Genomic DNA, 25,401 nt, shown 5'->3' on the forward strand with positions numbered 1-25,401 from the left:
CCCGTGGGACGCCGTGCGCAGCGACCCGGGGCGCGACCGAGAATGCCCGGATGGCCCCCAGTGACCCACCGCCGCCGGGACGCGGCCGCACCGCCGCGGACCGCACGGGGACCGCCCACCGGCGCTCCCCCGACGAGCAGGAGGGCCGCGCCGGTGGGGTCGGCACGATCGGCCTGGTCGGCGGGGTGGTCGGCGGCCTGATCGGGGGCGGCAGCGGGGTGCTGTTCGTGCCCGCGCTGGACCGGTTCACGACGATGTCGCGGGCCCGGGTGCATGGGACCTCCACGATCGCCAACATCGGTGTCTGCGTCGCGGGCGCGGCGGGCTACGCCGTGGGTGGTGGTGCGCTGGACCTGCGCGTCGGTGCCGGGCTGATCGTCGGCGGGACGCTCGGCGGCGTGATCGGGCCCCGGTTGCTGGCCCGCGCCTCGGAGACCGTGCTGCGGCTGCTGCTGATCGCGATCCTGGTGCTCACCGCGGCGAAGCTCGCCGTCGACGCGTTCGCGGGGCCGGTGCTCGCCGACGCCGTCCTGCCCGGGTGGTTGATCGCCGACCCGTGGTTCCTGCACCCGGCGACGACGGTCGTCGGGCTGGTGATCGGGGCCTGGGCCGGGGCGATGGGTCTCGGCGGCGGGCTGCTGGCGGTACCGGCGATGGTGCTGCTGTTCGGCACCGAGATGCACGTGGCGGCGGGGACGTCGCTGTTGATGTTCATCCCGAACTCGATCGTCGGCACGGTCGTGCACCTGCGCCAGGGGACGGCGTCGGGGCGGTGGGGCCGGCTGCTGGCGCTCACCTCGGCGCCCGGGACGCTCGCCGGTGTCGCGCTCGGGCTGGCCCTCGACGCCGCCGTGCTCGGGCTGGTGTTCGCGGGCTTCGCGACGGTGATGGCGGTCCGGGAGACGATCCAGCTGCTGCTCCGGCACCGCCGGCGACGGGCGTGACGGGACAGGACCGGTGCGCACAGGAAAACGAACGTGTACGCGGGGACACGAATCCGCTATTCTGAGGCGTGCACTCAAACGCAGAGTCAACAGACCTGCAGTGGCAGTTTAACACCGATGGGGGGAACGTGTCCAGACCCCTGCTGGAGCAGGAGACGGATGCGGAGACCGGGCGGATCCGCCGGTTGCACGCACTGCTCGCCGCCGAACTCGACGACGCCCTGGCCCGGGCCCAGGGCACGCTGAACACCGCGACCGGCGAGGAGCTCAGCGCCCGCTGGGAGCGCGACGTCGCGGTGCACCGCTGGTGGGAGCGCGCGAACGCGCTGCGGGCGGCCCGCTCGGGGTTGTGCTTCGGGCGGCTCGACCACGCCCGCGGCGCCGACCGGCCGAGCGACACCGACGGCGCCGGGGACGCGCCCGCGGCGACCAGCTACATCGGACGGATCGGCCTCACCGACCCGTCCGACGGGGAGAGCGCGCTGCTCGACTGGCGGGCCCCCGGGGCGCGCCCGTTCTACTGCGCGACCCCGGTCACCCCGCTCGGCGTGACCCGCCGGCGGCACTTCGAGATCGCCGGGACCGCACCCGACGAGCGGGTCGTCGCCTTCCACGACGACGTGCTGGACCGCTCGGCACTGTCCGGGACCGACTCCGGCTCGGCGTCCGACCCGGCGCTGCTGGCCGCGCTGAAGGCGCCGCGGGGCTCGACCATGCGCGACATCGTCACCACGATCCAGGCCGAGCAGGACGCGATCATCCGGCTGCCGCTGCAGGGCACCGTGGTGATCGAGGGCGGGCCGGGGACCGGCAAGACCGCGGTCGCGCTGCACCGCGTGGCCTACCTGCTCTACACCCATCGCGAGCAGCTGGCCCGCCGCGGCGTCCTGGTCGTCGGTCCCAGCGCCGGGTTCGTGCACTACGTCGGCGGAGTGCTCCCGGCGCTCGGCGAGTCGGCGGTGGTGTTCACGACGCCCGGCCGGCTGGCCCACGGCGTCGTCGCGACCGCCGTCGACCCGCCGGAGCCGGCCCGGGTCAAGGGCGACCTGGCGATGGTGGACGTGCTTCGCCGCGCCGTCGCCGACCGGCAGGAGCTGCCCGACGAGCCGGTCGCGATCGCGCTCGACGACGTCACGGTCGAGATCGACCGGGCGACCGCCGAGGAGGCGCGCAGCCGGGCCCGCGCGACCGGCCGGCCGCACAACGCCGCCCGCGCCACGTTCCGCGACACCCTCGGCGCGCTGCTCGTCGACCAGGGCCTCGAACAGCTCGGACACAGCCTGGAGGACCCGCCGGAGATCGCCGAGCTGCTCGCCGGTCTCGGGGACCTCCCGGAGATCGAACCGGCGGGGGCGTCGGAGGTGACCGACGAGATGCGCGGCAGCCTGCGCGACAACCTGCGTGCGGAGCCGGCCTTCCACGCCGCGGTGGCCCGGCTCTGGCCGGTCCTGACCCCGGAGCAGGCCCTCGCCGACCTGTTCGCCTCGCCCGAGCGGCTGGCCACGGCCGGGGCCGGGACCGACGTGGCCGGGCTGTACCGCGCGGACTCGCGGGAGTGGACGGTCGCGGACGCGCCGCTGCTCGACGAGCTGGCCGAGCTGCTCGGCCCGCCGCCGTCGTCGTCGCGCAGCGCCGATGAACCCGACGACCGCTACGCCACCGACGTGCTGGCGATCCTGGACTCGGCCGACCGCGACCTCGCCGGGGAGGACCCCGACGAGGCGCGCCCGACCGACTTCGTCACCGCCGACGTGCTCGCCGGACGGCACGTGGCCGGGCTGTCCGGCACGGTCGCCGAGCGGGCGGCCGCCGACCGGGACTGGCGCTACGGGCACCTGGTCGTCGACGAGGCACAGGAGCTGTCCGCGATGGACTGGCACGTCCTGCTGCGCCGCTGCCCGTCGCGGTCGATCACCGCGGTGGGCGACCTCGCGCAGCGCAGCGCCCCCGCGGGGGCGGACAGCTGGGCGCAGGTGCTCGGGCCGCACCTCGACACCCGCTGGACGCACCGGACGCTCACCGTCAACTACCGGACGCCGGCGGAGATCATGGCCCCGGCCGCCGAGGTGCTGGCCTCGTTCGCCCCGGACCACCGCCCGCCCGAGTCGGTCCGCGAGACCGGCGAGCACCCGTGGGAGCGCACGGTGCCGACGGCGGATCTCACGGCCGCGCTCCGCACGGCTGTCGAGGACGAGCTCGCGCGGCTCGGGGACGGGACCCTCGCGGTGATCGCCCCCGGCGGCCGGCTCGGGGACGGCGCACTCGACGGGCTCGACGGCCCGCCGGTCCAGGTGCACTCACCGATGTCGGCCAAGGGCCTCGAGTTCGACACCGTCGTGATCGTCGACCCGGACCGCATCCGGGCCGGCCACCCGGCCGACCTCTACGTCTCGATGACCCGGGCCACGCAGCGGCTGGGGACGCTGCGGCTCCGCCGCCCGTGAGTGGTTGTCGCGGCCCTGACCGCGAAAACCACTCACGGGGTCAGAAGGCGGGCCAGGGGATCGCGGGGCCGTAGCCCTCCGGCCCGGGGAAGCGCGGCTCGGCGAGGAGGTGGTCGATGCGGGAACGCAGCGCGGCGACCTCCCGCCGGGTCACGTGCTCCCCCAGGGTGTCCGCGAACTCGCCGGCCAGGCGGGCCCGTAGCTCCTTGAGCAGCGCGGTGCACTCCTCGCCGACGGTCTCGCCGATCCAGCCCCACAGCACGGTGCGCAGCTTCGGCTCGGTGTGCAGGGTGAGGCCGTGGTCGACGCCGTAGACGTCACCGTCGCCGGCGAGGATCACGTGCCCGCCCTTGCGGTCGGCGTTGTTGACGACGACGTCGAACAGCGCCATCGCCCGCAGCCCGGGGTGGTCGGCGTGCACGAGCACGACCGGGTCACCCGCGCCGTCGCGGGCCCGCAGGACCGGCAGCCAGCCGTCCGGCACCGAGCCGGGCTCGCACAGCTCCACCAGTGACTCCGCTGCGAGCTGGATGGTCTCCTCGCTGATGGCGCCGTCGAGCTCCTCACCCGACGACGACGGCTCGGTCAGCGCGCTCTCGTCGCCGGAGGACACCCAGGCCTGCACCATGCCCGGCCCGAACGGTGCCTCCTCGCGCAGCACGGTCGGCGGGACGACCTGCAGCCCGGACGCCTCGGAGACGAGGTAGGCGCCGACCTCACGGCCGGCCAGCGTGCCGTCCGGGAAGTCCCACAGCGGACGCTCCCCGCGGACCGGCTTGTAGACGCAGCGCAGCTCGACACCGTCGGAGGTGACGGTGCCGAACAGGGTGGCGTTGGAGGCGTCGACGAGCCGCCCGGTGATCTCCATGCGGCCGCGGTCGAGGATCTCGAGCACGGCCGGGTCGCGCAGGGCCGGTGTGGAGCTCACTCGGTGTCGGCCACGGGATTGCGGTCGTGGTAACCGTTGAGCCGGACGCAGACGTGCCCCTCCGGGTCCAGCGGCTCCGCACACAGCGGGCAGGGCGCGCGGCCGGCGGAGACGACCTTCTCGGCGCGGTCGGCGAACGCCTTCGCCGCGTCCGGGGACAGGAACACGCGCAGCGCGTCCGGGCCCTCCTCGGTGTCGTCGAGGACGACCGACTCGTCGATCTCCTCCTCGGTGACCGCCAGCAGCTCCACGACGATCGAGCTGGAGTCGGCGTCCCAGCCCAGGCCCATCGTGCCGACCCGGAACTCCTCCTCGAGCGGCACGGCCAGCGGATCGGTGTCGGAGGAGCCCGGCTCCCCCGGCGTCCCCTCGGCGAGGTTCTCCTCGCCGAACCGCTTCGCCACCTCACCGAGCAGGGCGGTGATCCGCTCCGCCAGCACCGAGACCTGCTGTTTCTCCAGCAGCACGCTGATCGTGCGGGAACTCTCGATCGCCTGCAGATAGAAGGCCCGTTCGCCGGGCTCGCCGACGGTCCCGGCCACGAAGCGGTCCGGGCGGCGGAAGACGTGGATGACGCGTGCCATGACCCCTCCCAGGGTAGGCGAGACGGGCTCGGAGGGCATCCCCACCGTCGTCCACCGGCGCGCTCACCTGGGACGATGCGAGATGGATCACCCCGTTCAGGCGTTGGTGGCTCCCCCGACGACGGCGTCGGAGGACGCCTTCTCCTCCTCGGCCGGTTTCGGGACCAGGCTCGCGACGTCCCCGGACTGCTCGTTCATCCGCGCCACGAACGGGCGCAGCTCGGTGTAGGCGACGACGCTGACCGAGCAGGTGTCGACGACGATCCGCTGGAAGTTGTCCAGGTGGCTGGCCAGCGCGTCGGCCAGCACCGCCTTGATGACGTCACCGTGGCTGCAGGCCAGCACGATCGCCCGGTCACCGTGCTCGGCCTGCACCCGCGCGATCTGCCGCCGGACCGCCGCGACCGAGCGGGCCTGCATCCCGGCCAGGGACTCGCCGTCCGGGAAGGCCGCGGCCGACGGATGCGCCTGCACGACCTTCCAGAGGTCCTCGTTCACCAATTCGGTGATCTTGCGGCCGGTCCAGGCGCCGTAGTCGACCTCGGCCAGGTCGTCCTCCACGACGGGCTCGAGTCCGCGGGCAGCCGCCAGCGGTGCGACGGTCTGGCGGCACCGGGTCATCGGGGACGTGACGATCGAGGCGATCGGCAGGTCGGCCAGCCGGTCGACGACCGTCGCCGCCTGCTCGTGGCCGCGGTCGTCGAGTTCCACGCCGGGGGCGCGTCCGGCCAGCACACCCGCGGTGTTGGCCGTCGAGCGCCCGTGCCGCAACAGGATCAAGGTCGCCACACGGCCAGAGGCTACGGGACGGGACCGGCGGCCCGTCAGGTAGCGGAGACCGCCCCGATCGAGAGCGCCGCCAGCAGCGCGACACCCAGCGCGATCCGGTAGGCCACGAACACGTAGACGGTGTTGTTCTGGACGAACCGCAGCAGCCAGGCGATCGCCGCGTACCCGACCGCGAACGCGATCACCACGGTCACCAGCATCTGCAGGCCGGACGGGCCGTCACCGGCGAAGACGTCGGGCAGCGTGAACAGCCCCGCCCCGAACACCGACGGGATCGCCAGCAGGAACGAGTACCGCACGATCGCCGGGCGGGTCAGGCCCAGCGCCAGCCCGGCCGTGATCGTCCCGCCGGAGCGGGAGACCCCCGGGATCAGCGCCATGGCCTGCGCGAAGCCCAGCACGATGCCGTCCCGCACGGTGATCTTCTCGATCGGCTTGCGCTGGGTGCCGAAGCGTTCGGCCAGCCCGAGCAGCACACCGAACAGGATCAGTGTCGTCGCGACCAGCCACAGGTTGCGCGCCACCGTCTCGATCTGGGTCTTGAACAGCACGCCCAGGAGGGCGATGGGGATCGAGCCGATGATCACCAGCCAGGCCAGCCGGTAGTCGTCGGTCCGCCGGACCTCCGCGTCCCGGAACCCGCGCACCCAGGTCGTGAACAGGTGCCAGATGTCCTTGGCGAAGTAGACGATCACCGCGATCTCCGTCCCGATCTGGGCGACGGCGGTGAACGCGGCCCCCGGGTCCCGGTCGAAGAACAGCTCCGAGGCGATGCGGAGGTGCCCGGACGAGGAGACGGGCAGGAACTCGGTCAGTCCCTGGAGGATCCCGAGGACGATCACCTCGAGCCAGCTCACGGGCGGCTCCCGGCGAGGGGTGTGACGGGGCGGGGCGACTGTTCGGTCACGGGCCGTGACCGTACCCCCGGAGAGCCGGGTCACACCGCGCGCCCTCGGCGTCGGCGGGGCCCCGCGCGCCTAGGCTCTGCAGGCGTGCAGCGCAGACCGGTCGGCACCAGCGGCCTGGAGGTGTCCCGGATCGGTCTGGGCACGATGACCTGGGGAGAGGACACCTCGCCCGCCCAGGCTGCCGAGCAGCTGCGGGCGTTCGTCGACGCCGGTGGGACGCTCGTCGAGACCGCCGACGACTACGGCGACGGCACGGCCCAGCAGGTGCTCGGCGGGCTGCTGCGCGGGACCGTCGCCCGGGACGACGTCGTGATCGCCGGACGCGGTGCCGCCACCGCTGCCGCCGACTCCCCCGCCCCCGCGGGACGGGCATCCCGTGCGGCGCTGCTGCGCTCGCTCGACACCACGTTGCGCCGCCTCGGCGTCGATCATCTGGACCTGTGGCAGTTCCCCGGCTGGGACCCGCGGGTGCCGCTCGACGAGATGCGCTCCGCGGTGCAGGTCGCGGTCTACTCGGGACGGGTGCGCTACGCCGGCCTGGTCGCCCCGCGGGGCTGGCAGCTCGCGACGGTCGCCGCCGGCGCCGCGGCCGGTCCGGACCCGGCGGTGTGCCGCCCGGTCTCGGCACAGCTCGAGTACTCGTTGCTGGCCCGGGAGGCGGAGGCCGAGCTGCTGCCCGCCGCGCAGTACCACGGGCTGGGGATCCTGGCCTGGGCTCCGCTCGGGCGCGGGGTGCTGACCGGCAAGTACACCGACGGTACCCCGGCCGACTCGCGCGGGGCGAGCACGCTGCTGGCGTCCTACGTCGAGGCGCGGCGCTCCGAGCGCTCGGCCCGGATCGTGCAGTCGGTGCTCACCGCCGCCGACGGGCTCGGCACCTCGCCGCTGGTCGTCGCGCTGACCTGGGTGCGGGACCGGCCGGGGGTGGCGAGCGCGGTCGTCGGCGCGCGGGACGCCGCCCAGCTGCGGGCCTCGCTCGCCGCGGAGGACATGACCCTGCCCGCCGAGATCCGGACCGCCCTCGACGACGTCAGCGACCCGGTCTGAGCACGTCCGCCCGCTCGCGTCCTGGCCGGGTGTCGGGGCGGCGACCTATGGTGGGTTCACGTCGGCAGCACCGGCCGTTCACCGGGCGGGCGACCGCCGGCGCGACGCCGTGGCGGCAGAGCGGGAGGCACGGATGACGACGAGTGGGTCGGAGGAGACCGGGACCGACGGGAATCGGTCGGCCGGGAGTCGGGACGGGGAGGCCTGGACCGACGACCGGTACGAGTACCGCCCGGTCCGCATCGGCGGGGACGTGCCCCGGCTGACCGCCTCGGTCCGCCTGGCGATCCAGGCCGAGTTCTCCGGCTGGGAACTGTCGCGGCTGCGGCTCTACCCCGGAGGGGTGCGCAAGGTCGTGCTGCGCCGGAGGCTGTCGCACCAGCAGGGCCTGCTGCCCGAGCCGACCTTCTGACCCCGCGGCACCGGCCGACCTGGCCGCGCCGTCGCGCGCGGGCGCCCGGTTCGGGGCAGGACCGTGCCGATGACCACGACGTCGACCGGTGATCTGCGCGCTCCGGCCCCCGCCCGGGCGGGAACGTGCCGATGATCATGGCGTCGACCGGTGACACGCACGGTTCCGCCTCGGGGAGGGCGCGTCCGCGCTGATCGAGTCGTGACGGCGTCGAGATGCACGATCCGGCCCGGGCGAGGGCGGTCTCGGCGCTGATCACGTCGTGACCGGCACCGAGCAGCACGATCCGGCCCCGCCGGCGGCGCTCCGCGCTGATCGAGTCCCGACCGACCCCCGAGAGGCACGCTTCGGCCCGGAGAGGGCGGTTCCGCACTGATCGAGTTCCCGACCGGCCTCGAGCAGCACGAATCCGCCCGGGCGAGGGCGGTTCGGCGCTGATCGACTCCCGGACCGGCATCGAGCAGCACGATCCGGCCCAGGCTCGGGCGGTTCCGCGCTGATCGAGTCCCGACCGACGCCGAGAGGCACGTTTCGGCCTCGGCAAGGGCGGTTCCGCGCTGATCGACTCCCCGACCGGCCTCGAGAAGCACGATTCCGCCAGGGCCGGGCGTCCGGGATCGCTCCTGCCCGCCCGTGCCCGCCGGGGGCCGGGCCGGCCGCCGATGCCGCCCGGAGATCCGGCGCCCGGGCGGGCTCAGCCGCCGTAGGGCACCGTGATGATCTCCAGCCAGTGCCCGGACGGGTCGGCGAAGTAGATCCCGCGACCGCCGTCGTTGGTGTTGATCTCACCGGGCCTGCTCCCGCCGGGATCGGCCCAGTACTGCTGCCCGCGGGCGGTCAGCCGGTCGAACGCGGCGTCGAACTCCGCATCGGAGACCAGGAACGCGTAGTGCTGGGGCGTGATCTCGGCACCGTCGCCGGCGTCCATGTAGTCCAGACTCACCCCGTTGCCGGTCTCCACGACCTGGAACGGCCCGAACGGTGCGGGCTCCGGGAGCGCGAGGACCTCGGCCAGGTAGGCGGCACCCGCCCGCTTGTCGTGGGAGAGGACGATCGTGTGGTTCAGCTCAGCCATGCACCCCAGGATGGGACCTGAACCGAGGTCGAGGTCAACCGCCGGGTCAGTGGTCCTGCCAGGCCACCTCGGGCGGGCGCCCGGCACCCTTCGGGCTCGGCACGCCGCGGAACCCGTACGGCGCCGGTTCCCGCCCGGGCTGCACGAACCAGCACTGCCCCGGCTCGCCGTGGTCGAGAATGGACTCGATCCCGGCGGCGACGTCGTCGGCGGTCAGCATCGGGAAGTCCCCGAACTGCTCGCGCACGCCCGCGATCAATGGGGTGTCCGCGAAGCCCGGGCAGACCGCGTTCACCCGGATCCCCTCGGCGGACAGGGTCGCCGCGGCGGAGCGCACGTAGCCGACGACGGCGTGCTTGGTCGCCGTGTACAGCGCGTCCCCCGGCAGCTCGACCAGCCCGGCCAGCGACGCCGTCGCCACGATGCGGCCACCGCCGGAACGCCGCAGCGCCGGGACCGCGGCGGTCAGGCCGAACACCACGTGGTCGAGGTTGACCCCGACGACCCGCCGGTACCCCTCGAGGTCCAGGTCCTCGGTCCCGGACTGGCCACCCGTCACGCCCGCGTTGAGCAGGACGACGTCGAGGCGCCCGTAACGCTCCTCGGCCGCCGCGACCGCGGCCGGCATCGCCGACGGGTCGGTGACGTCGGCCGGGAACGACAACCCGCCCGCCTTCTCGGCGACGACGGCCGCGCCCCCGGCGTCACGATCCACGACGACGACCTGCGCACCCGCCGCCACCAACCGGTCCACCGCCGCGGCGCCGATACCCGACGCGCCCCCGGTGACCAGGGCGACCCTGCCCGTGAGATCCATGCCGGTCACCCTGCCACCCGGGGCCACCCTCCGTCACGGAGCGGGAGTGTCAGACCGATCGCAGGCCCGGCCCGATGTTCCTGCTCACGCTGTTCGCAGGAAGCGGTCGAGCACGCGGGTGCCGAAGCGCAGCGCGTCCACCGGGACCCGCTCGTCGATGCCGTGGAACAGCGAGGCGAAGTCCAGCTCCGGGGGCAGCCGCAGCGGCGCGAAGCCGTAGCAGTTCATGCCCAGCTTCGCGAACGACTTCGCGTCCGTCCCCCCGGACAGCATGTACGGGACGATCTCCGCGGTCGGGTCCTCGACACGCAGCGCCGCCTGCATCGCCTCGGTCAGCGCACCCTCGAACGGCGTCTCCACCGGCGGCAGGTCGCTGACCCACTCGCGCTCCACGTCCGGGCCGAGCAGCTGGTCGACCTCGGCCAGGAAGGCCTCCTCCCGGCCCGGCAGCACCCGGCAGTCGACGACCGCCTCCGCCGTCGACGGGATGACGTTGGCCTTGTACCCGGCGTTGAGCATGGTCGGGTTCGCGGTGTCGCGCACCGTCGCGCCGATGATCCGGGAGATCGGGCCGAGCTTGGCCAGGGCACCCTCGAGGTCGTCCTCCGGGTACTCGACGCCGGTCAGCTCGGTCATCCGCTCCAGGAACGCCCGCACGGTGTCGGTGATCACCAGCGGGAACGTGTGGTTGCCCAGCCGCGCCACGGCCTCGGCCAGGGTCGTGACGGCGTTCTCGTCGTGCAGGAACGAACCGTGACCGGGCTTGCCCTTGGCGCGCAGCCGCATCCAGGCGATGCCCTTCTCCGCCGACTCCACCAGGTAGGCCCGCTGGTCCTCGCCGAGGGTCAGCGAGAAGCCGCCGACCTCACCGACCGCCTCGGTGCAGCCGGCGAACAGGTCCGGACGGTGCTCGACCAGCCACTGGGCGCCGTACTTGCCGCCGGCCTCCTCGTCGGCGACGAACGCCCACACGATGTCGCGCGGCGGGACGACACCCTCGCGCTTGAAGCGGCGGGCGACCGCCAGCATCATCGCGTCCATGTCCTTCATGTCGACGGCCCCGCGACCCCAGACGTAGCCGTCCTGCACGGCCCCGGAGAAGGGGTGCACCGACCACTCGCTCGCGTCGGCCGGGACGACGTCGAGATGCCCGTGCATCAGCAGTGCCCCGCGCGAGGGGTCGGCTCCCGCCAGCCGGGCGATCACGTTCATCCGCTTCGGAGCCCCGGACTCGACGAGCTCGACCTCGTAGCCGACCTCGCGCAGCTTGTCCGCGACGTAGTCGGCGGCCTCCGCCTCCCCGGCCAGGGTCTCCGGGTCCGCGGTGTTGGTCGTGTCGATCCGGATCAGCTCCGAACACAGCTGGACCACCTCGGCCTCGGCGGCTGCCGCCTCGCCGGTGCTCGCCGCGTCGCCGGTGGGGATGTCACTCGCGTCGCCGGTCATGCCCGCCTTCCTACCACCGGACGCCCGTGCCGACCTGCGGCGACCCGGCGCGGCGACCCGGGCGCGGACCCCTCGGAACGCTCGGCTATGCTTCTCCCCAGACGCGATCGCGAGATCGCGACGTCCGAGTGGCGGAATGGCAGACGCGCTAGCTTGAGGTGCTAGTCCCCGTGCTAGGGGGTGGGGGTTCAAGTCCCCCCTCGGACACAACACTCTTCTCGTGACCCGGCCATCAGGCCGGGCCGTCCGGCCCTTCGGGCCTACCCATTGATCGCCGAAACCGGCGGAGCCTGCTCGGTGCGTCGACCCGGGTGACGGGTTCCGTCGCAGCCTCGATCCCCCCCTGCCGGGCGGTCAGGGAGTGCAACCGCCGAGCCGCGGCCGGGCGACCGCGCCACCCTGCCCGCTGAACCGACGGGCCGGCGGCGCGGCGGCCACTCACCCCGCGGTCGGTGCGGCCTCGGGGTCGGGCTCGTCCGCACGCTCCTCGGCGGCCAGCGTCCGTACCGCGGGCAGCGCGATCAGCGCCGCCAGCGCGATGCCGAGCACGCCACCGGCGAGCTTGCCCAGCACCAGCGGCAGGATGAGGTTCGGCTGGAAGTTCGCCGTGAACGCCAGATGATCACCCACCAGGAACGCGGCGCAGACGGCGAACGCGATGCACAGCACCTTGTCCTTCGGGGGCATGAACCGGATGAGCCGGAACAGGGCCAGCACGTTGGCCGCGGCGGCCAGCAGTCCGGCCGTGCCCTCCGAGCTCATCCCCACGCGCCGGCCGAGCACGCCCAGCGGGCGGGCGAGCCCCTTGCGCAGCACGTAGACCATCGGGAACGCCCCGGCGAGCATGATGCCGATGTTGCCCGCCACCTCCAGGGCCCGGTACTGGTCCTCGGCGTCGGCGATGATCGGGTCGAAGCCCCAGCCACCGAGCAGCGTCGAGAACACGCCGGTGAAGTACTCGACGATGCTCAGCGCCAGCACGATCTTCAGTGCGGCGTCCAGGGCCCGTCCGAACCAGATGAAGACCCGGATCATGATCGTCGGCACGAACCACAGGGCCGCCGCGAGCACCACGACGAACACCACCAGCGGGACCAGGTTGAGCAGCATGGTCCCGGTGTCGAGGCCGGTCAGCGGCACGTCCGAGGCGCTCTCGGTGGACACCTCACCCCGCACCGTCGTCGAGGTCGCCAGCAGGATGCCCGTGGTGACCAGCACGCCGACCGGGATCGCGAGCACACCGGACATCACGCCCAGCGCCATGTAGCGGTGGTCGCGACGGTCCAGCATGGCCAGACCGACCGGGATGGTGAAGATGATCGTGGCCCCGGCCATGTAGCCGACCACGGCGGCCATGATCCAGCCACCGGTGCTGCCCGCGATCGCCTGCGCCAGCTGGTAGCCGCCCATGTCCACCGCGATCAGGCTGGTCGCCGCGATCGCCGGATCCGCACCGATCGCGCCGAACAGCGGTCCGGCCACCGACTCGACCAGCGCCGACAGGTACGGGATGGCGGCCATGATCCCGGCGACGGGAAGGAAGATGGGGCCGATCGAGTACAGCCCCTCCTTGAACTCCCGGCCGATGCCGTTCTCGTCGTCCCGGATCGCCGCCACGGCACCGATGACGACGAACGCCATCATGAGATAGATGATCAGGTTCCCGAAGGACTCCACGCGCCCTCCTCCTTCCGCCGGGGAACGGGTCAGCCCAGAAGTGGGCGCAGGTGGTCGTTGAGGAACGTGCCGTGCGGGTCGAACTCCCGGCGCACGGCGAGGAACGTGTCGAACTCGGGGAACAGCTCACCGAGCCGGTCCCGCGTCATGAAGTGGAGCTTTCCCCAGTGCGGCCGGGCCTGGTACTGCTGCAGCCGCTGGTCCACGGCGCGCAGGAACGGCCAGTAGTCGGTACCCGGCGCGCCGGACACCGAGATCACCATGGTGGAGCGCCGGTAGTTCGGCGACAGGTACGCGTCGTCGGCGGCGGTCCACCGCACCTCGATCGGGTAGAGCTGGTCGGGGAACTCGTCGAGCATCAACCGCCGGATCGTGTTGAGCGCCTCCAGGCCGTGCTCGGCCGGGACCATGTACTCCATCTCGTGGAAGGGCTCGTCGTACCCGCCGGGGTAGACCCGGTAGGCGCGGTCGGTCCGGTTCCCCACGTCGTCGGAGACCAGCCCGTCCGGCTCGGTGACCTCGACCTCGTCGTAGATCTTGACGTAGCAGTGGTTGCTCATCGGCTGGTCGGGCGGCGCCGGGAGCTGGTAGAGGTCCACCGAGTGGTCCGCGGGGCACCAGAAGAACGAGAAGTGCCGGTGCTCGGCGATCAGCCGGTCCCAGGACTCCTCGATCTCCTGCCACGGCCGGTAGCTGATCTCCTCGGTGATGTAGTAGGACGGCGACACGGCCAGCTCGACCTCGAGCATCACCCCGAGCGAACCGATCGCGACCTGCGCCGCGCGCAGCTCCCGCATCCGGTCCTCACCGATGTCGACGACCTCGCCGTTCCCGTCCACGAGGCGCACCCGGCGCATCGCCGCGGACATGTTCGGCAGCTCGATGCCGGAACCGTGGGTGGCCGTCGCGAGTGCACCGGCGATGACCTGCTTGTCGATGTCGCCCTGGTTGGACAGCGACAGCCCGGCGTCCCACAGCGGCTCCCCGAGCCGGCCGACGGTGGTGCCCGCCAGCGCCGTGGCCCGCAGCCGCTGCGGGTCGGTCGCGGTCACCCCGCTCAGCCGGGTGAGGTCGAGCATGAGCCCACCGGTGGACACGACCGGGGTGAACGAGTGCCCGGTCCCGGCGACCCGCACGTTCATCCCCTGCCGGATCGCGTAGCGCACGGCCTCGACGACCTCGGCCTCGTCCCGGGGCTGGGCGTACATCGCCGCGGTGACGGTGTGGTTCCCGGCCCAGTTGGTCCAGACCCGGTCGTAGCTGACGGGGGCGGACAGCGGGGGCTCGGTCATGTGGATGCTCCGATCTCGTGCAACGGGTCCCGGCCGGGCACGTCGTGCGTCGGTCAGGAGTGGTCGGCGAGCGTGCGGGCGGCCTGATCGGGACCGCGCGCCGGCAGCGACGTTCCGCGCCCGGCCGGCGGTGCCTCTCCCATGGACAGCAGAGCCAGAAACCTAAAACAATCAATCTTAAATGACAAGGTCTGCTCGGAGCCGGACCGCGCCGGTAGACTCCGCACCGATCACGTCCGTACGTCGGACCCCGCCCGCGCCGGTCGGCGACCAGGGGGAAAGGCAACGTTGTCCAGTTTCGCTGCGTACCTGCGGTTGGACGCCACCGACGGTCCGGGCCTGCCCCAGAACGTGGCACGGCAGTTGGAGACCGCGATCGCCGTCGGGCTGCTCAGCCGCGGCGACCGGCTGCCACCGGAGTCCGAGCTCGCGGCCGAGCTGGGGGTGTCCACCGGAACCCTGCGGCAGGCCCTGGAGACGCTGCGCCAGCGGGGGGTCATCGAGACCCGCCGTGGTCGCGGGGGCGGCAGCTTCGTGCGGAACGCCTCGGCACCGCTGTCCGGGACGGCGCTGTCCGAGACGGCGCTGAAGGAGCTGCGGGAGCGCAGCGCCGACTCGCTGCGCGATCTCGGCGACGCCTGTGCCGCCGTGGTCGGCGGGACCGCGTACCTGGCCGCGCAGCGGGCGGTGCACGACGACGTCGAACGGTTGCGCCGGCTGGCCGAGCAGTTCCGCGCCGGGGAGACCGCGGACGACCGGCGCCGGGCGGACAGCCGCTTCCACATCGAGCTCGGGGTGATCGCCCACTCGGCCCGGCTGACCCAGGGCATCGTCCACCTGCACGACGAGCTGGCCTCGCTGTTCTGGACCGTCGGCGGCGAGGCCGGGCAGCACCCGGTGACCGAGTCCGCACACACCGCGCTCATCGCGGCGATCGCCGGCAACGACGCGGACACCGCGCGTTCCGTGGTGATGCGCGACGTCGAGGGCCGGGTGCAGTACCTGATCGACCTGCACCTGGACCTCGTGCTGCGCGGTGAACCATGATGACGCCGCCGCACCTGCGAGGCACACAGCCGGGTCGTACCGACCAGAAGGGGAGACCGTGAACGACGGAGACCTCTCCTCGCTGCGCCGGTGCGCGGACGGCATCCGGGCCCGGGTCGACCGGGTGCTCGACGATCTCTGCTCGGCACGGGCCGACGTCGTCCGGATGCTCGCCCCGGCCCGGCGGCCCCTGCACCGGGCCGACATCGCGCAGGTGCAGCCGATCCTGCTGGCCGTGCTCGACCGGCACCGCGGCTTCGTGCAGGGGGTCGGCCTCGCGCTCGACGACGGCCACCTCGACGACGCGGAGCGCTGGCTGGAGTGGTGGCGCAGCGAGGACGACACGCCGGCCCGGTTCGTCCGCCACGAGCTCGATCCGGAGCACCACCACTACTACGACTACGTCGCCAAGGAGTGGTTCGCGCGGCCCCGGTGGACGGGCCGACCGGCCGTCACCGGCCCGTTCCTCGACTTCGCCGGGACCAACGAGCACACCGTCACCCTCGCCGTACCGGTCGTCGGGGACGACGGGTTCGTCGACGTGCTGGGTGCCGACGTCGCGGTCGAGGGCGTCGAACGGCTGCTGGTCGAGTCCCTGCGGCTGGGGCCGGCGGACGCCGTGCTGCTCGACGAGAACGACCGTGTCGTGGCCTCGACCAGCGCGCGGTGGTGGAGCGGGACCCTGCTGCGCCGGGACCCCGGTACCGGGTGGTCCGAGGAGATCGCCCTCGGCGGCGACCTGCGCTGGCGGCTCACCGCAGCGCAGTGCTGACGGAACGGCGCGGCTACAGCCGCGTCGCCGCGTCGAGGCGCACCACCTCGCCGTTGATGAGCTCGTTCTCCATGAACGCGCCGACGAGCTGCGCGAAGTCCGCCGGGGTACCGAGCCGCTTCGGGAACACGTGCAGGTCCATCAGGGCCGCCCGCCGCTTCTCGTCCGTGCCGGCGAGCATCCCGGTGTCCATGATCCCCGGGCAGATCGTCATCACCCGGATGCCGTGCAGGGCCAGGTCCCGCGCCAGCGGCAGCGTCATGGCGGCGATACCGCCCTTCGACGCCGCATAGGCGGCCTGGCCGACCTGCCCCTCCAGCGCGGCCGCCGAGGACACGTTGACGACCAGGCCCCGCTCGCCGTGCTCGCCGGGGTCGTTGCGCTCCATGACCGCCACCGCGCGGCGCAGCACGTCGAAGGTCCCGACGAGGTTGACCTCGAGGGTCCTGCGGAACACGTCCAGCGGGTGCAGCTCGCCCTTGCGCGACAGCACGCGCGCGGCCGGGCTGATCCCGGCGGCGTTCACGCAGACGTCGATCCGGCCGAACCGCTCCGCGACGGTCGCGACCGCCGCCTCGGCCTGCCCCTCGTCGGTCACGTCGCACGGGACGAAGACCGCGCGCTCGCCGAGCGCGGCCGCGAACGCCTCCCCGTCCGACGACGGCAGGTCGAGGATCCCGACCGTCCCGCCGCGCTCGGTCAGCATCCTCGCCGCACCACCGCCCAGCCCCGAGGCCCCACCGGTCACCAGCCCGACCGCGTTCTCGATCCGCACGCGCACCTCCCGCTCCGACGACTGCTCAGCCGACCGCTCAGCCGACTGCTCAGCCGACCGCACCGCCCGTTCCGCGGCGCAGATTACCAACCAATCGTTTGACAGAAAATAGACGACCGGTGGTTGCATACCCACCAAACGGCCGTCAGAGTGTGAACGGTGTCACGGGCCCCCCAGGGAGGAGCAACGATGCCCCGCACCGAACCGGACGTCGTCGTCGTGGGAGCCGGCTTCGCCGGGCTCTACCAGCTGTACCGGCTGCGCGAGCTCGGCCTGACCACCCGCGTGTTCGAGACCGCCGACGGGGTCGGCGGCACGTGGTACTGGAACCGCTATCCCGGCGCGCGCTGCGACGTCGAGAGCCTGTCCTACTCCTACTCGTTCTCCCCGGAGCTGGAGCAGGAGTGGACGTGGTCGGAGAAGTACCCGACCCAGCCGGAGATTCTGGCCTACCTCGAGCACGTCGCCGACCGGTTCGACCTGCGCCGCGACATCACGTTCGGCACCCGGGTCGAGTCCTGTGTGTGGGACGAGCGGACCCGGCGCTGGACCGTCACCACCGGCTCCGAGACGGTCACCGCCCAGTTCGTGATCATGGCGACCGGGTGCCTGTCGGTCGCGAAGGCCCCGGAGGTCCCGGGTGCCGCGTCGTTCGCCGGACCGATCCACCACACGAGCCACTGGCCGCACGAGGGTGCCGACGTGTCCGGCAGCCGGCTGGGGGTGATCGGCACGGGCAGCTCCGGCATCCAGTCGATCCCGATCCTGGCCGAGCAGGCGTCCGACACGACGGTGTTCCAGCGGACCCCGAACTTCTCGATGCCGGCCGGGAACCGCCCGCTGGAGGCGTCGGAGATCTCGGCGATGAAGCGGGACTACCGGGCCTGGCGCGAGCAGCAACGCAGCTCCGGGTTCGGCGTCCCGGTCCCGGAGCCGACCAAGTCGGCGCTGGAGGCGACCGAACAGGAGCGCAACGCCGTCTACCAGGCCGCGTGGGACCAGGGGATGCTGACCGCGGTGATGTCGGCCTACACCGACACGCTGACCGACGCCGCGGCGAACGACACCGCCGCCGAGTTCGTCCGCGGCAAGATCCGCGAGATCGTCGACGACCCCGCGACCGCGGAGACGCTCAGCCCGCGCTCGTTCCCGATCGGCACCAAGCGGCCCTGCCTGGACACGGGCTACTACGCCACGTTCAACCGCGACGACGTGCACCTGGTCGACCTCCGCGAGACCCCGTTGGTGGAGATCACCGAGAAGGGTGTGCGGACGACCGCGGGCGAGTACGAGTTCGACGCCCTCGTGTTCGCCACCGGGTTCGACGCGATGACCGGGGCGCTGGACCGGATCGACATCCGGGGCCGGGACGGGCAGCGGCTGCGGGACAAGTGGTCCGAGGGACCGCGGACCTACCTGGGGCTCGCCGTCGCCGGGTTCCCGAACCTGTTCACGATCACCGGCCCCTCCAGCCCCTCGGTGCTCACGAACATGGTCGTCTCGATCGAGCTGCACGTCGAGTGGGTCACCGACATGATCGCCCACCTGCGCGCGCAGGGGCTGCGCGCCGCCGAGCCCACCCCGGACGCGGAGGACGAGTGGGTCGGGCACGTGGAGGAGGTCGGGAACATGACGCTCTACCCGGAGGCCGACTCCTGGTACATGGGCGCCAACGTGCCCGGCAAGCCGCGGGTGTTCATGGCCTACATCGGCGGTCTGGGGGTGTACCGGCAGCGGTGCGACGAGGTGGCCGCCAACGGCTACGAGGGCTTCGAACTCGCGTCGTAGCGGCCGGCGAGCGGAAGAGGAGGGTGCATGGACGACCCCGGGAACGGACGCGCTCCGGCGGCGGCCGGCAGGCTGGCGGGCAAGGCCACGGTCGTGACGGGAGCGGCGTCCGGGATCGGGCGCGCCGCGGCGCTGCTGTTCGCCCGGGAGGGTGCGCGTGTGCTGTGCGCCGACCTCGATCCCGCGGTCGGCGCGACCGCCGCACGGATCCGCGACGCGGGCGGCACCGCGGTGGCCGAGACCGCCGACCTCGCCGACGCGGAGCAGGCGCGGGCGGTCACCGACCGGGCCGCCGACGAGTTCGGGCGGATCGACGCGGTCTACGCCTGCGCGGGCATCGCCGGGCCGGGCACCGCCGCGGACACCGAGCTCGCGGACTGGGACCGGGTGGTGTCGGTCAACCTCACGAGCAAGTGGCTGTCGTTCCGCTGGGCGCTGCCGCGGATGGTCGAGCAGGGCTCCGGCGCGATCGTGGTGCAGGCCAGCGTCGGCGGCCTGCGCGGCGTGCCCGGCATCTTCCCGTACGCCGCGGCGAAGGGCGGCTGCATCGCCATGGCCCGGCAGGCCGCCGTCGACTACGGGCCGCACGGGATCCGGGTGAACGTGGTCGCCCCGGGCACCGTCCCGACACCGCTGGTCCGCGACACCTACGCCGCCGGGGCGGGCAGCGGCGCGGGGACCGACTTCGCGACCGCGGTCGACCGGGTCGCGTCGGTCTACCCCGCGCGCCGGCTCGGCACCGAGGAGGAGGTCGCCGCGATGGCGCTGCACCTGTGCTCGGACGAGTCGCGCTGGACCACCGGCCAGGTGTTCACGGTGGACGGCGGGATCACGGCCGCGTTGCCCCGGCCGGGGGACTGACCGGCCGGGCACGTCGGTCACGCGGGGCACTCCCCCGGCGGGCTCCGCCGTCGTGCGGAAGGCTGGCGGGCATGGACGACCGGTGGATCGACCACGCCATCTGGTGGCACGCCTACCCGCTCGGCTTCGTCGGCGCCGAGCGCGACGCGCCCGGACCCGGCAGCCCGCCCGCACACCGGCTCGGCCGGTTCGAGCCGTGGCTCGACCACCTCGTCGAGCTGGGCTGCTCGGGCCTGGCGCTCGGGCCGGTCTTCGCCTCGGAGACCCACGGCTACGACACCGTGGACCACTTCCGCGTCGACCCCCGGCTCGGGGACGGCAGCGACCTCGACGCCCTGGTCGGCGCGGCCCGGTCCCGGGGGGTCCGCCTGCTGCTCGACGGGGTGTTCAACCACGTCGGACGTGGCTTCCCCCGGTTCCGGGCCGCCCAGGAGGGCGACGCCGAGGCCCTCCGCTGGTTCCGCTGGGAGGGCGGGCACCCGGTCGTCTTCGAGGGGCACGACCGGTTGGTCGCCCTGAACCACGACGAGCCGGCCGTCCAGCAGTACGTGGCCGACGTGCTGCGGCACTGGCTGGCCCGCGGGGTGGACGGCTGGCGCCTCGACGCGGCCTACCAGGTGCCCGCCGCGTTCTGGCGGGCCGTGCTCCCGGCGGTACGGGAGGAGTTCCCGCACGCGTGGTTCGTCGGCGAGGTGATCCACGGCGACTACGCCGCGATCGTCGCCGACTCCGGGCTGGACTCGGTCACCCAGTACGAGCTGTGGAAGGCGGTCTGGAGCTCGCTCAACGACCGCAACCTCCACGAGCTCGCGCACGCCCTGGGCAGGCACTCGGCGATGGTCGAGTCGTTCGCGCCGGCCACCTTCCTCGGGAACCACGACGTCACGCGCCTGGCGAGCCGGCTGGAACGTGCCGACCACATCGGACACGCCGTGGCGGTCCTGATGACCGTCGGCGGCGTGCCGAGCATCTACGCCGGTGACGAGCAGGCGTTCACCGGGGTGAAGGAGGAGCGTGAGTTCGGCGACGACGCCGTGCGCCCGCCCTTCCCCGACACCCCGGCCGGGCTGGCGCCGTTCGGGGCGCCGGTGCAGGAGGTGCACCAGCGGCTGATCGGGCTGCGCCGGCGGCACGCGTGGCTGGTCCGCGCCCGCACCGACGTCGAGCACGTCACGGACACCACGATCGCCCTGCGTTCGTACGGGGCCGGCGGCGAGCTCGTCACCCTGCTCTCGGTCGACGACGAGCCGCAGCGGTTCCCCGGCGCGCTGGGCGGACAGACGCTGGCCGACGCCCACGGGGACACCCCCGGGGACCCGCTGCTGCTGCCCCCGCACTCCTGGCGCGTGCTCGCCCCCTGACGACCGGGGGTCTCACGCGCCACGCCCGGCAGGCGTACCGGCCGCGCTGCGGGGGTCGGTCCGCAGCAACGGTGAGCGGGCGAGCAGGACGGTGCCCGCCACCAGCGCGGCCGCGCCGGCGAACGCCCCGAGCAGCCACACCCCGGTGCGGGCGTGCTCACCGAACAGCAGGAGCCCCCAGCCGACGCCGACGATCGGGTTCAGCAGGGTCAGCCCCGGCTCGACCGCGACGAGCAGCCCGGAGGCGAGCGCGTTCTGCAGCGTCACGAACGAGGCCAGCCCGGCCCCGGCGGCCGCGTACAGCTGCCAGGTCCCGAGCGCCGCCCCCGGGTCGTCGACGATCACCGCACCGGCCGTCGCCATCAGGACAGCGGTCAGCCCGTAGCCGATGCCGGCCGCGGCGCCGAGCAGCCCGGCCCGCTGGTCGGCGACACTCCACCGGGCGGCGACGCCGAGGAGCACGGCCGTGCCGCCGACGACGGCCAGCCCCACCGCCCAGGCGGGCCCGGACACCGCCGTGGCGTCGCCCCCGCCGGGCCGCAGGCAGAACACCAGCGCAGCCAGCCCTGCGGTCAGCAGGACGATCGCCCCCACGTCCCGGGCCGTCGGACGGACCCGGAACAGCAGCGCGGCCCCCGCGACCGCGAGCGGCAGCTCCAGGACCAGCAACGGCTGGACGGCGGCGATCGCGCCGAGCGACAGCGCGGCCACGTGCGCCCCGAGCCCGGCGAGGCTCGCCACCACGCCGGCCACCCAGCCCGGGCGGCGCACCATCCGCAGGACCAGCGCCGGTCCGGCGGGCCCCGGCTCGACCCGCGCCGAGCGCCGCTGGGCGAGGTCACCGACGGCGTTCAGGAACGCGGCCAGCACGGCCAGTCCGGACGCCAGGATCACGTCGCTCCCTCCGCCGACGGCAGGACTCCCGTGGCTACCCCGACCGGCAGCCACCATGCGCACCCGGTACGCCGCTTCCGCCCCCGGCCGCTGCGCGCGCTCCCCGGACGCCGTGCTCACGGCCGGGCCCGCGGCCACCTGACGGGCGCCCGTCCGCGCGAACCGGTGCCGGCGCCCCGATGGTCGACTACGCTCGTCCCCGGACGTCGGTGGGCGACCACGAGGCGGTGGACCAATGCGGGAACGGGCCGGCCGGGCACGGTTCGCGATCACCCTGCACGGCGGGGAACGACCCTCGGAGGTGCAGTGGTACTTCCGCGAGCAGAGCACGCTCCCGGTGGCGATCCAGCGCTGGGAGCTGCCGCCGGGCGGCTCGGAGGGCATGCACGCGCACCCGCCGGGCGCCGAGGCACTCGAGGAGGTCTACGTGCTGCTCGAGGGCGCGGCCGTGATGACCGTGGACGGGGAACGGTTCGACCTCGGGCCCGGTGACGCGGTCCTCGCCCCGCCCGGGACGCAGCACGACCTGGTGAACCCCGGCCCGGCACCGGCGAGCGTGCTGGTGGTGTGGGGGCCGCCCGGCACCGCGATGGACTGGGCGAGCTTCCGCACGGGCCGCGCGTCCCGCGACGCCGCCGAGCGCGACGCGGCCGCCCAGGGCACCGGGGAGTAACCGGTGGACTCGCTGGAGATCACGATCAACGCCGCCGACGGCGAACGGGCGGCGGAGTTCTGGTGCGCGGCGCTGGACTACCGGATCCGCTACCGGCGCGCCCCCTACCTGGTCCTCGGCCCGGCCGAGGGAACGGGCCCGCAGCTGGTCGTCCAGACGGTCGGCACCGGCGGCGGCCCGGGCGGCGTGCACCTGGACCTGCGGGTGGACCGGCGGGAGGAGACCGTCGCCCGGCTCGCCGCCCGGGGCGCGCAGGTGCAGCACGAGATCACCGAGGCGGGCCGCACGTGGACGGTGATGCTCGACCCCGAGGGCAACGAGTTCTGCGTGTGCCCGGCCCGGACCGGCTGAGTACCGGCCACCCGGGAAGATCAGGGACAGGTGCCGGTTCGGTGCCGGATCCGGCACCGATCCTGCACGAGCCCCCGATCACGACCTGGCCCACGGCGCTGCGGCGCCCCCGTGCAGTGACTCGATCACCGCCCGGGCCTCCGCGGCCATCACCTGCACCACCGTGCCCGCGGACTCGACCCGGTCGACCAGGCCCACCGCCTCCCCCGCCGTCACCGCGACGGTGTCCGGGTCGTCGCGGCGCGTCCCGTCGACGAACTGGGTGGTGGCCTCGTGCAGGTGCTCCACCGGGACGCCGCCGGGGCCCTTGCCGTGCCAGGTGTCGGTGAACCGGGAGCGCAGCACCCGGCTGGTGTAGCCGTCGGGCCAGTTGACGCCGCGGACGTCGTCGTAGACGCGGGTGGTCACGGTGTCGTCGCCCCGGGCCCGGGCCATCCGCCGGTGCGCCGCGGGCGACACCGCGGCCTCCGCCGTCGCGGCGAACCGGGTGCCGACCACCGCGCCGTCCGCGCCGAGCGCCAGCACCGCGGCCAGCCCGCGGCCGTCGGCGACACCACCGGCGGCCAGCACCGGCACCGGATGTCCCCGCGAGCGCACCAGGTCGCAGACCTCCGGCACCAGGGTCATCGTCGATCGCAGCCGGGTGCCGTGGCCGCCGCCCTCCCCGCCCTGCGCCACGAGGACCTCGGCGCCGTGCCCGAGGGCCTCGGCGGCCTCGTCGCGGCCGCCGACCTGGCAGAGGAGCGGGACCCCGGCGGCGTGCACCCGCGGGGCGAACCGCCGGACGTCACCGGAGGTGAGCATGACGGCGGCGACCTGGTGGTCGAGCGCGACGTCCAGCCGGGCCGGCTCCCGGTCGAGGCACCAGGTGACGAACCCGCACCCGACCCGCTCCCCCTGGGCCACCCGCAGCTCGGCGGCGAGCCGGTCGGCGCCGGCGTCCCCCACACCGATCATGCCCAGCCCGCCGGCCCGGGACACCGCGGCGGCCAGTGCCCCGCCCGCCACGCCGCCCATCGGCGCCAGCACGATCGGCACGGTCGTCCCCAGGACGGAGGCGACCGGTCGGGTCACCGACCGGCCCCGACCCTGCCCTCGACGGCCGGCACGGCGGCCTCACCGGCCAGTCGTGCGGCGAGGACGGTGTTGCGCAGCAGCATCGCGATGGTCATCGGGCCGACCCCGCCCGGGACGGGGGTGATCGCGGAGGCGACCTCGGCGACCCGTTCGGTGTCGACGTCACCGCACAGCCCCGACTCGAGGCGGTGCATCCCGACATCGATCACCACCGCGCCCGGCTTGACCGCGTCCGGGCCGATCATCCGGGGTACCCCGGCGGCCGCGACGAGTACGTCCGCCCGCCGGGTGACCGAGACCAGGTCCCGGGTGCGGGAGTGACACGTCGTCACCGTCGCGTTGCGTCCCAGCAGCAGCTGCGCCTGCGGCTTGCCCACCAGCGAGGACCGCCCGACCACGACCGCCTCGGCGCCCTCCAGCGCCACTCCGGCCCGGTCGAGCAGGTGCATCACCCCCGACGGCGTGCACGGCACCAACCCCGGGGTGCCCAGCGCCAACCGGCCGGCGCTGCGCTCGGTGAGCCCGTCGACGTCCTTCGCCGGCGGGATCCGGGCCAGCAACGCGTTCGCGTCCAGCTGCCCCGGCAGCGGCAGCTGCAGCAGGATCCCGGTCACCTCCGCGTCGTCGGCGAGCTCGTCGATGATCCCGGCCAGCTCACCCTGGGACACGTCCCCGGGCACGTGCCGGTGCAGGTCCCGCATCCCGGCCTCGACACACAGCCGGCGCTTGTTGCGGACATAGATCTGCGAGGCCGGGTCGTCGCCGACCAGCAGCGTGGCCAGCCCCGGGGCCCGCGGCAGCGCCGCGACCTCGGCCGCGACCTCGGCCCGTAGCTCGGCGGCGGCGGCCTTGCCGTCGATCAGTACTGCGCTCACGGTCACATCCCTCTAGAAGACGATCGTCGTGGTGTCGTTGAGCAGCACCCGGTCGTCACAGTGCGCCTCCACCGCCCGGGCCAGCACCACCCGCTCGATGTCCGCGCCCCGCCGGGCGATCTCGCGCACCGACTGGCGGTGCGAGATCCGGGCGACGTCCTGCTCGATGATCGGACCCTCGTCGAGGTCCTCGGTCACGTAGTGCGCCGTCGCCCCGACCAGCTTCACCCCCCGCTTCTTGGCCTGGTCGTACGGCCCGGCCCCGGCGAACGCCGGCAGGAACGAGTGATGGATGTTGATCGCCGGCACCCCGACCCGGCCCAGGAAGTCACCGCTGAGCACCTGCATGTAACGCGCCAGCACCACCAGATCGACCCGCCCGGCCAGCAGCTCGAGCTGCTGCTGCTCGGCCTCGGCCTTCCTCTCGCGGGTCACCGGGATGTGCGCGTACGGCACGTCGAACCCGGCCACGTCCTTCTCCAGGTCCGGATGGTTCGACACCACCTGCACGATCTCCACCGGCAGCTCCCCGCGCCGCCACCGCCACAACAGATCCAGCAGGCA

Annotated in this window: 25 protein-coding genes and 1 tRNA gene; 12 read left to right on the forward strand and 14 right to left on the reverse strand. The window is 73.7% G+C overall.

All coding sequences use genetic code 11. The annotated features are described in order from the left end of the window. The first annotated feature begins 50 nt into the window (after nt 1-50). Nucleotides 51-944, forward strand: coding sequence for a sulfite exporter TauE/SafE family protein (locus BM093_RS20215; protein WP_093346860.1), 894 nt, complete (start codon nt 51-53; stop codon nt 942-944). A 128-nt stretch (nt 945-1,072) separates the two neighbouring features. Then, nucleotides 1,073-3,388, forward strand: coding sequence for a UvrD-helicase domain-containing protein (locus BM093_RS20220; RefSeq protein ID WP_093346865.1), 2,316 nt, complete (start codon nt 1,073-1,075; stop codon nt 3,386-3,388). Nucleotides 3,389-3,428: 40 nt separating this feature from the next. Here the strand turns inward: BM093_RS20220 and BM093_RS20225 are convergent, their stop codons facing one another. The 4 genes from BM093_RS20225 to BM093_RS20240 form a co-directional block, all read right to left on the reverse strand. Continuing rightward, the gene (locus BM093_RS20225) at nt 3,429-4,316 is read right to left on the reverse strand and encodes an SCO1664 family protein (RefSeq protein WP_245773658.1); all 888 of its coding nucleotides are present in this window, start codon (nt 4,314-4,316) and stop codon (nt 3,429-3,431) included. Then, nucleotides 4,313-4,900, reverse strand: coding sequence for a DUF3090 domain-containing protein (locus BM093_RS20230; protein WP_093346870.1), 588 nt, complete (start codon nt 4,898-4,900; stop codon nt 4,313-4,315). Before BM093_RS20230 ends, BM093_RS20225 begins: the two co-directional genes overlap by 4 nt. Before the next feature lie 96 nt (nt 4,901-4,996). Then, entirely contained in the window at nt 4,997-5,689 is a 693-nt protein-coding gene (locus tag BM093_RS20235; protein ID WP_093346874.1) for a histidine phosphatase family protein, read from the reverse strand. 35 nt (nt 5,690-5,724) lie between these two features. Continuing rightward, the gene (locus BM093_RS20240) at nt 5,725-6,546 is read right to left on the reverse strand and encodes an undecaprenyl-diphosphate phosphatase (protein WP_093346878.1); all 822 of its coding nucleotides are present in this window, start codon (nt 6,544-6,546) and stop codon (nt 5,725-5,727) included. Nucleotides 6,547-6,681: 135 nt separating this feature from the next. Here BM093_RS20240 and BM093_RS20245 point away from each other — a divergent pair, with 135 nt between their 5' ends. Next, nucleotides 6,682-7,644, forward strand: coding sequence for an aldo/keto reductase (locus BM093_RS20245; RefSeq protein WP_093346882.1), 963 nt, complete (start codon nt 6,682-6,684; stop codon nt 7,642-7,644). 133 nt (nt 7,645-7,777) lie between these two features. Continuing rightward, entirely contained in the window at nt 7,778-8,056 is a 279-nt protein-coding gene (locus tag BM093_RS20250; RefSeq protein WP_093346888.1) for a DUF5703 family protein, read from the forward strand. A 694-nt stretch (nt 8,057-8,750) separates the two neighbouring features. On the opposite strand, the gene BM093_RS20255 is transcribed toward BM093_RS20250, so the two are convergent. The 3 genes from BM093_RS20255 to BM093_RS20265 all read right to left on the reverse strand — a co-directional run bounded on the left by BM093_RS20255 (nt 8,751) and on the right by BM093_RS20265 (nt 11,394). Next, complete coding sequence (locus tag BM093_RS20255) at nt 8,751-9,131, reverse strand: VOC family protein (protein WP_093346893.1); 381 nt, start codon at nt 9,129-9,131, stop codon at nt 8,751-8,753. A gap of 46 nt (nt 9,132-9,177) precedes the next feature. Next, nucleotides 9,178-9,948 (reverse strand): SDR family oxidoreductase, encoded by a 771-nt coding sequence (locus BM093_RS20260; RefSeq protein ID WP_177238591.1) that lies wholly within the window; start codon nt 9,946-9,948, stop codon nt 9,178-9,180. Between the two features lie 84 nt (nt 9,949-10,032). After that, a complete protein-coding gene (locus BM093_RS20265) occupies nt 10,033-11,394 on the reverse strand; it encodes a M20/M25/M40 family metallo-hydrolase (RefSeq protein WP_093346901.1) in 1,362 nt (453 codons plus the stop codon). Between the two features lie 122 nt (nt 11,395-11,516). Here BM093_RS20265 and BM093_RS20270 point away from each other — a divergent pair. Next, nucleotides 11,517-11,601: transfer RNA gene (locus BM093_RS20270), tRNA-Leu, on the forward strand. A gap of 231 nt (nt 11,602-11,832) precedes the next feature. Here the strand turns inward: BM093_RS20270 and eutH are convergent. Together eutH and BM093_RS20280 are read right to left on the reverse strand one after the other, a co-directional pair. Further along, nucleotides 11,833-13,071 carry an ethanolamine utilization protein EutH gene (gene eutH, locus BM093_RS20275; protein WP_093346905.1) on the reverse strand — a complete coding sequence of 413 codons (1,239 nt, stop codon included), beginning with the start codon at nt 13,069-13,071 and terminating at the stop codon, nt 11,833-11,835. A gap of 29 nt (nt 13,072-13,100) precedes the next feature. Then, on the reverse strand, nt 13,101-14,363 hold the full coding sequence (locus BM093_RS20280; protein ID WP_093346909.1) for a D-arabinono-1,4-lactone oxidase: 1,263 nt from the start codon (nt 14,361-14,363) through the stop codon (nt 13,101-13,103). Nucleotides 14,364-14,651: 288 nt separating this feature from the next. On the opposite strand from BM093_RS20280, the gene BM093_RS20285 reads away from it, so the two are divergent. Further along, a complete protein-coding gene (locus BM093_RS20285; protein WP_177238592.1) occupies nt 14,652-15,410 on the forward strand; it encodes a FadR/GntR family transcriptional regulator in 759 nt (252 codons plus the stop codon). 58 nt (nt 15,411-15,468) lie between these two features. Next, entirely contained in the window at nt 15,469-16,182 is a 714-nt protein-coding gene (locus BM093_RS20290; protein ID WP_093346918.1) for a cache domain-containing protein, read from the forward strand. Between the two features lie 13 nt (nt 16,183-16,195). On the opposite strand, the gene BM093_RS20295 is transcribed toward BM093_RS20290, so the two are convergent. After that, complete coding sequence (locus BM093_RS20295) at nt 16,196-16,957, reverse strand: SDR family NAD(P)-dependent oxidoreductase (protein ID WP_093346989.1); 762 nt, start codon at nt 16,955-16,957, stop codon at nt 16,196-16,198. A 189-nt stretch (nt 16,958-17,146) separates the two neighbouring features. Here BM093_RS20295 and BM093_RS20300 point away from each other — a divergent pair, with 189 nt between their 5' ends. The 3 genes from BM093_RS20300 (at nt 17,147) to BM093_RS20310 (ending at nt 20,967) form a co-directional block, all read left to right on the forward strand. Then, nucleotides 17,147-18,745 carry a flavin-containing monooxygenase gene (locus tag BM093_RS20300; RefSeq protein ID WP_093346921.1) on the forward strand — a complete coding sequence of 533 codons (1,599 nt, stop codon included), beginning with the start codon at nt 17,147-17,149 and terminating at the stop codon, nt 18,743-18,745. A 27-nt stretch (nt 18,746-18,772) separates the two neighbouring features. After that, nucleotides 18,773-19,606, forward strand: coding sequence for an SDR family NAD(P)-dependent oxidoreductase (locus BM093_RS20305; protein WP_093346924.1), 834 nt, complete (start codon nt 18,773-18,775; stop codon nt 19,604-19,606). A 71-nt stretch (nt 19,607-19,677) separates the two neighbouring features. After that, nucleotides 19,678-20,967: an alpha-amylase family glycosyl hydrolase gene (locus BM093_RS20310; RefSeq protein WP_093346927.1), complete on the forward strand. Its 1,290-nt coding sequence runs from the start codon at nt 19,678-19,680 to the stop codon at nt 20,965-20,967. A gap of 12 nt (nt 20,968-20,979) precedes the next feature. Here the strand turns inward: BM093_RS20310 and BM093_RS20315 are convergent, their stop codons facing one another. Next, on the reverse strand, nt 20,980-21,861 hold the full coding sequence (locus tag BM093_RS20315; RefSeq protein WP_093346930.1) for a DMT family transporter: 882 nt from the start codon (nt 21,859-21,861) through the stop codon (nt 20,980-20,982). Nucleotides 21,862-22,096: 235 nt separating this feature from the next. Between BM093_RS20315 and BM093_RS20320 the strand changes: the two genes are divergently transcribed. Then, complete coding sequence (locus tag BM093_RS20320) at nt 22,097-22,534, forward strand: cupin domain-containing protein (protein WP_093346934.1); 438 nt, start codon at nt 22,097-22,099, stop codon at nt 22,532-22,534. A 3-nt stretch (nt 22,535-22,537) separates the two neighbouring features. Then, nucleotides 22,538-22,885, forward strand: coding sequence for a VOC family protein (locus BM093_RS20325; protein ID WP_093346937.1), 348 nt, complete (start codon nt 22,538-22,540; stop codon nt 22,883-22,885). A gap of 78 nt (nt 22,886-22,963) precedes the next feature. On the opposite strand, the gene BM093_RS20330 is transcribed toward BM093_RS20325, so the two are convergent. From BM093_RS20330 to BM093_RS20340, 3 genes are all read right to left on the reverse strand, one after another. Beyond that, nucleotides 22,964-23,959, reverse strand: coding sequence for an NAD(P)H-dependent flavin oxidoreductase (locus tag BM093_RS20330; protein WP_218162848.1), 996 nt, complete (start codon nt 23,957-23,959; stop codon nt 22,964-22,966). Further along, nucleotides 23,956-24,837, reverse strand: coding sequence for a bifunctional methylenetetrahydrofolate dehydrogenase/methenyltetrahydrofolate cyclohydrolase FolD (gene folD / locus BM093_RS20335; RefSeq protein ID WP_093346997.1), 882 nt, complete (start codon nt 24,835-24,837; stop codon nt 23,956-23,958). Before folD ends, BM093_RS20330 begins: the two co-directional genes overlap by 4 nt. A 12-nt stretch (nt 24,838-24,849) precedes the next feature. Continuing rightward, on the reverse strand, nt 24,850-25,401 hold a 552-nt coding region (locus tag BM093_RS20340), incomplete at its 5' end, for a formyltetrahydrofolate deformylase (RefSeq protein ID WP_143105448.1).

Source organism: Pseudonocardia ammonioxydans (assembly GCF_900115005.1).
In the GTDB taxonomy this organism is placed as follows: Bacteria; Actinomycetota; Actinomycetes; order Mycobacteriales; family Pseudonocardiaceae; genus Pseudonocardia; species Pseudonocardia ammonioxydans.

Coding starts and splice junctions, on each gene's coding strand:
- BM093_RS20310 (WP_093346927.1), top strand. CDS start 19,678: ATGGACGACCGGTGGATCGACCACGCCATCTGGTGGCACGCCTACCCG.
- BM093_RS20305 (WP_093346924.1), top strand. CDS start 18,773: ATGGACGACCCCGGGAACGGACGCGCTCCGGCGGCGGCCGGCAGGCTG.
- BM093_RS20280 (WP_093346909.1), bottom strand. CDS start 14,363: ATGACCGAGCCCCCGCTGTCCGCCCCCGTCAGCTACGACCGGGTCTGG.
- BM093_RS20215 (WP_093346860.1), top strand. CDS start 51: ATGGCCCCCAGTGACCCACCGCCGCCGGGACGCGGCCGCACCGCCGCG.
- BM093_RS20265 (WP_093346901.1), bottom strand. CDS start 11,394: ATGACCGGCGACGCGAGTGACATCCCCACCGGCGACGCGGCGAGCACC.
- BM093_RS20230 (WP_093346870.1), bottom strand. CDS start 4,900: ATGGCACGCGTCATCCACGTCTTCCGCCGCCCGGACCGCTTCGTGGCC.
- BM093_RS20260 (WP_177238591.1), bottom strand. CDS start 9,948: ATGGATCTCACGGGCAGGGTCGCCCTGGTCACCGGGGGCGCGTCGGGT.
- BM093_RS20320 (WP_093346934.1), top strand. CDS start 22,097: ATGCGGGAACGGGCCGGCCGGGCACGGTTCGCGATCACCCTGCACGGC.
- BM093_RS20250 (WP_093346888.1), top strand. CDS start 7,778: ATGACGACGAGTGGGTCGGAGGAGACCGGGACCGACGGGAATCGGTCG.
- BM093_RS20255 (WP_093346893.1), bottom strand. CDS start 9,131: ATGGCTGAGCTGAACCACACGATCGTCCTCTCCCACGACAAGCGGGCG.
- BM093_RS20300 (WP_093346921.1), top strand. CDS start 17,147: ATGCCCCGCACCGAACCGGACGTCGTCGTCGTGGGAGCCGGCTTCGCC.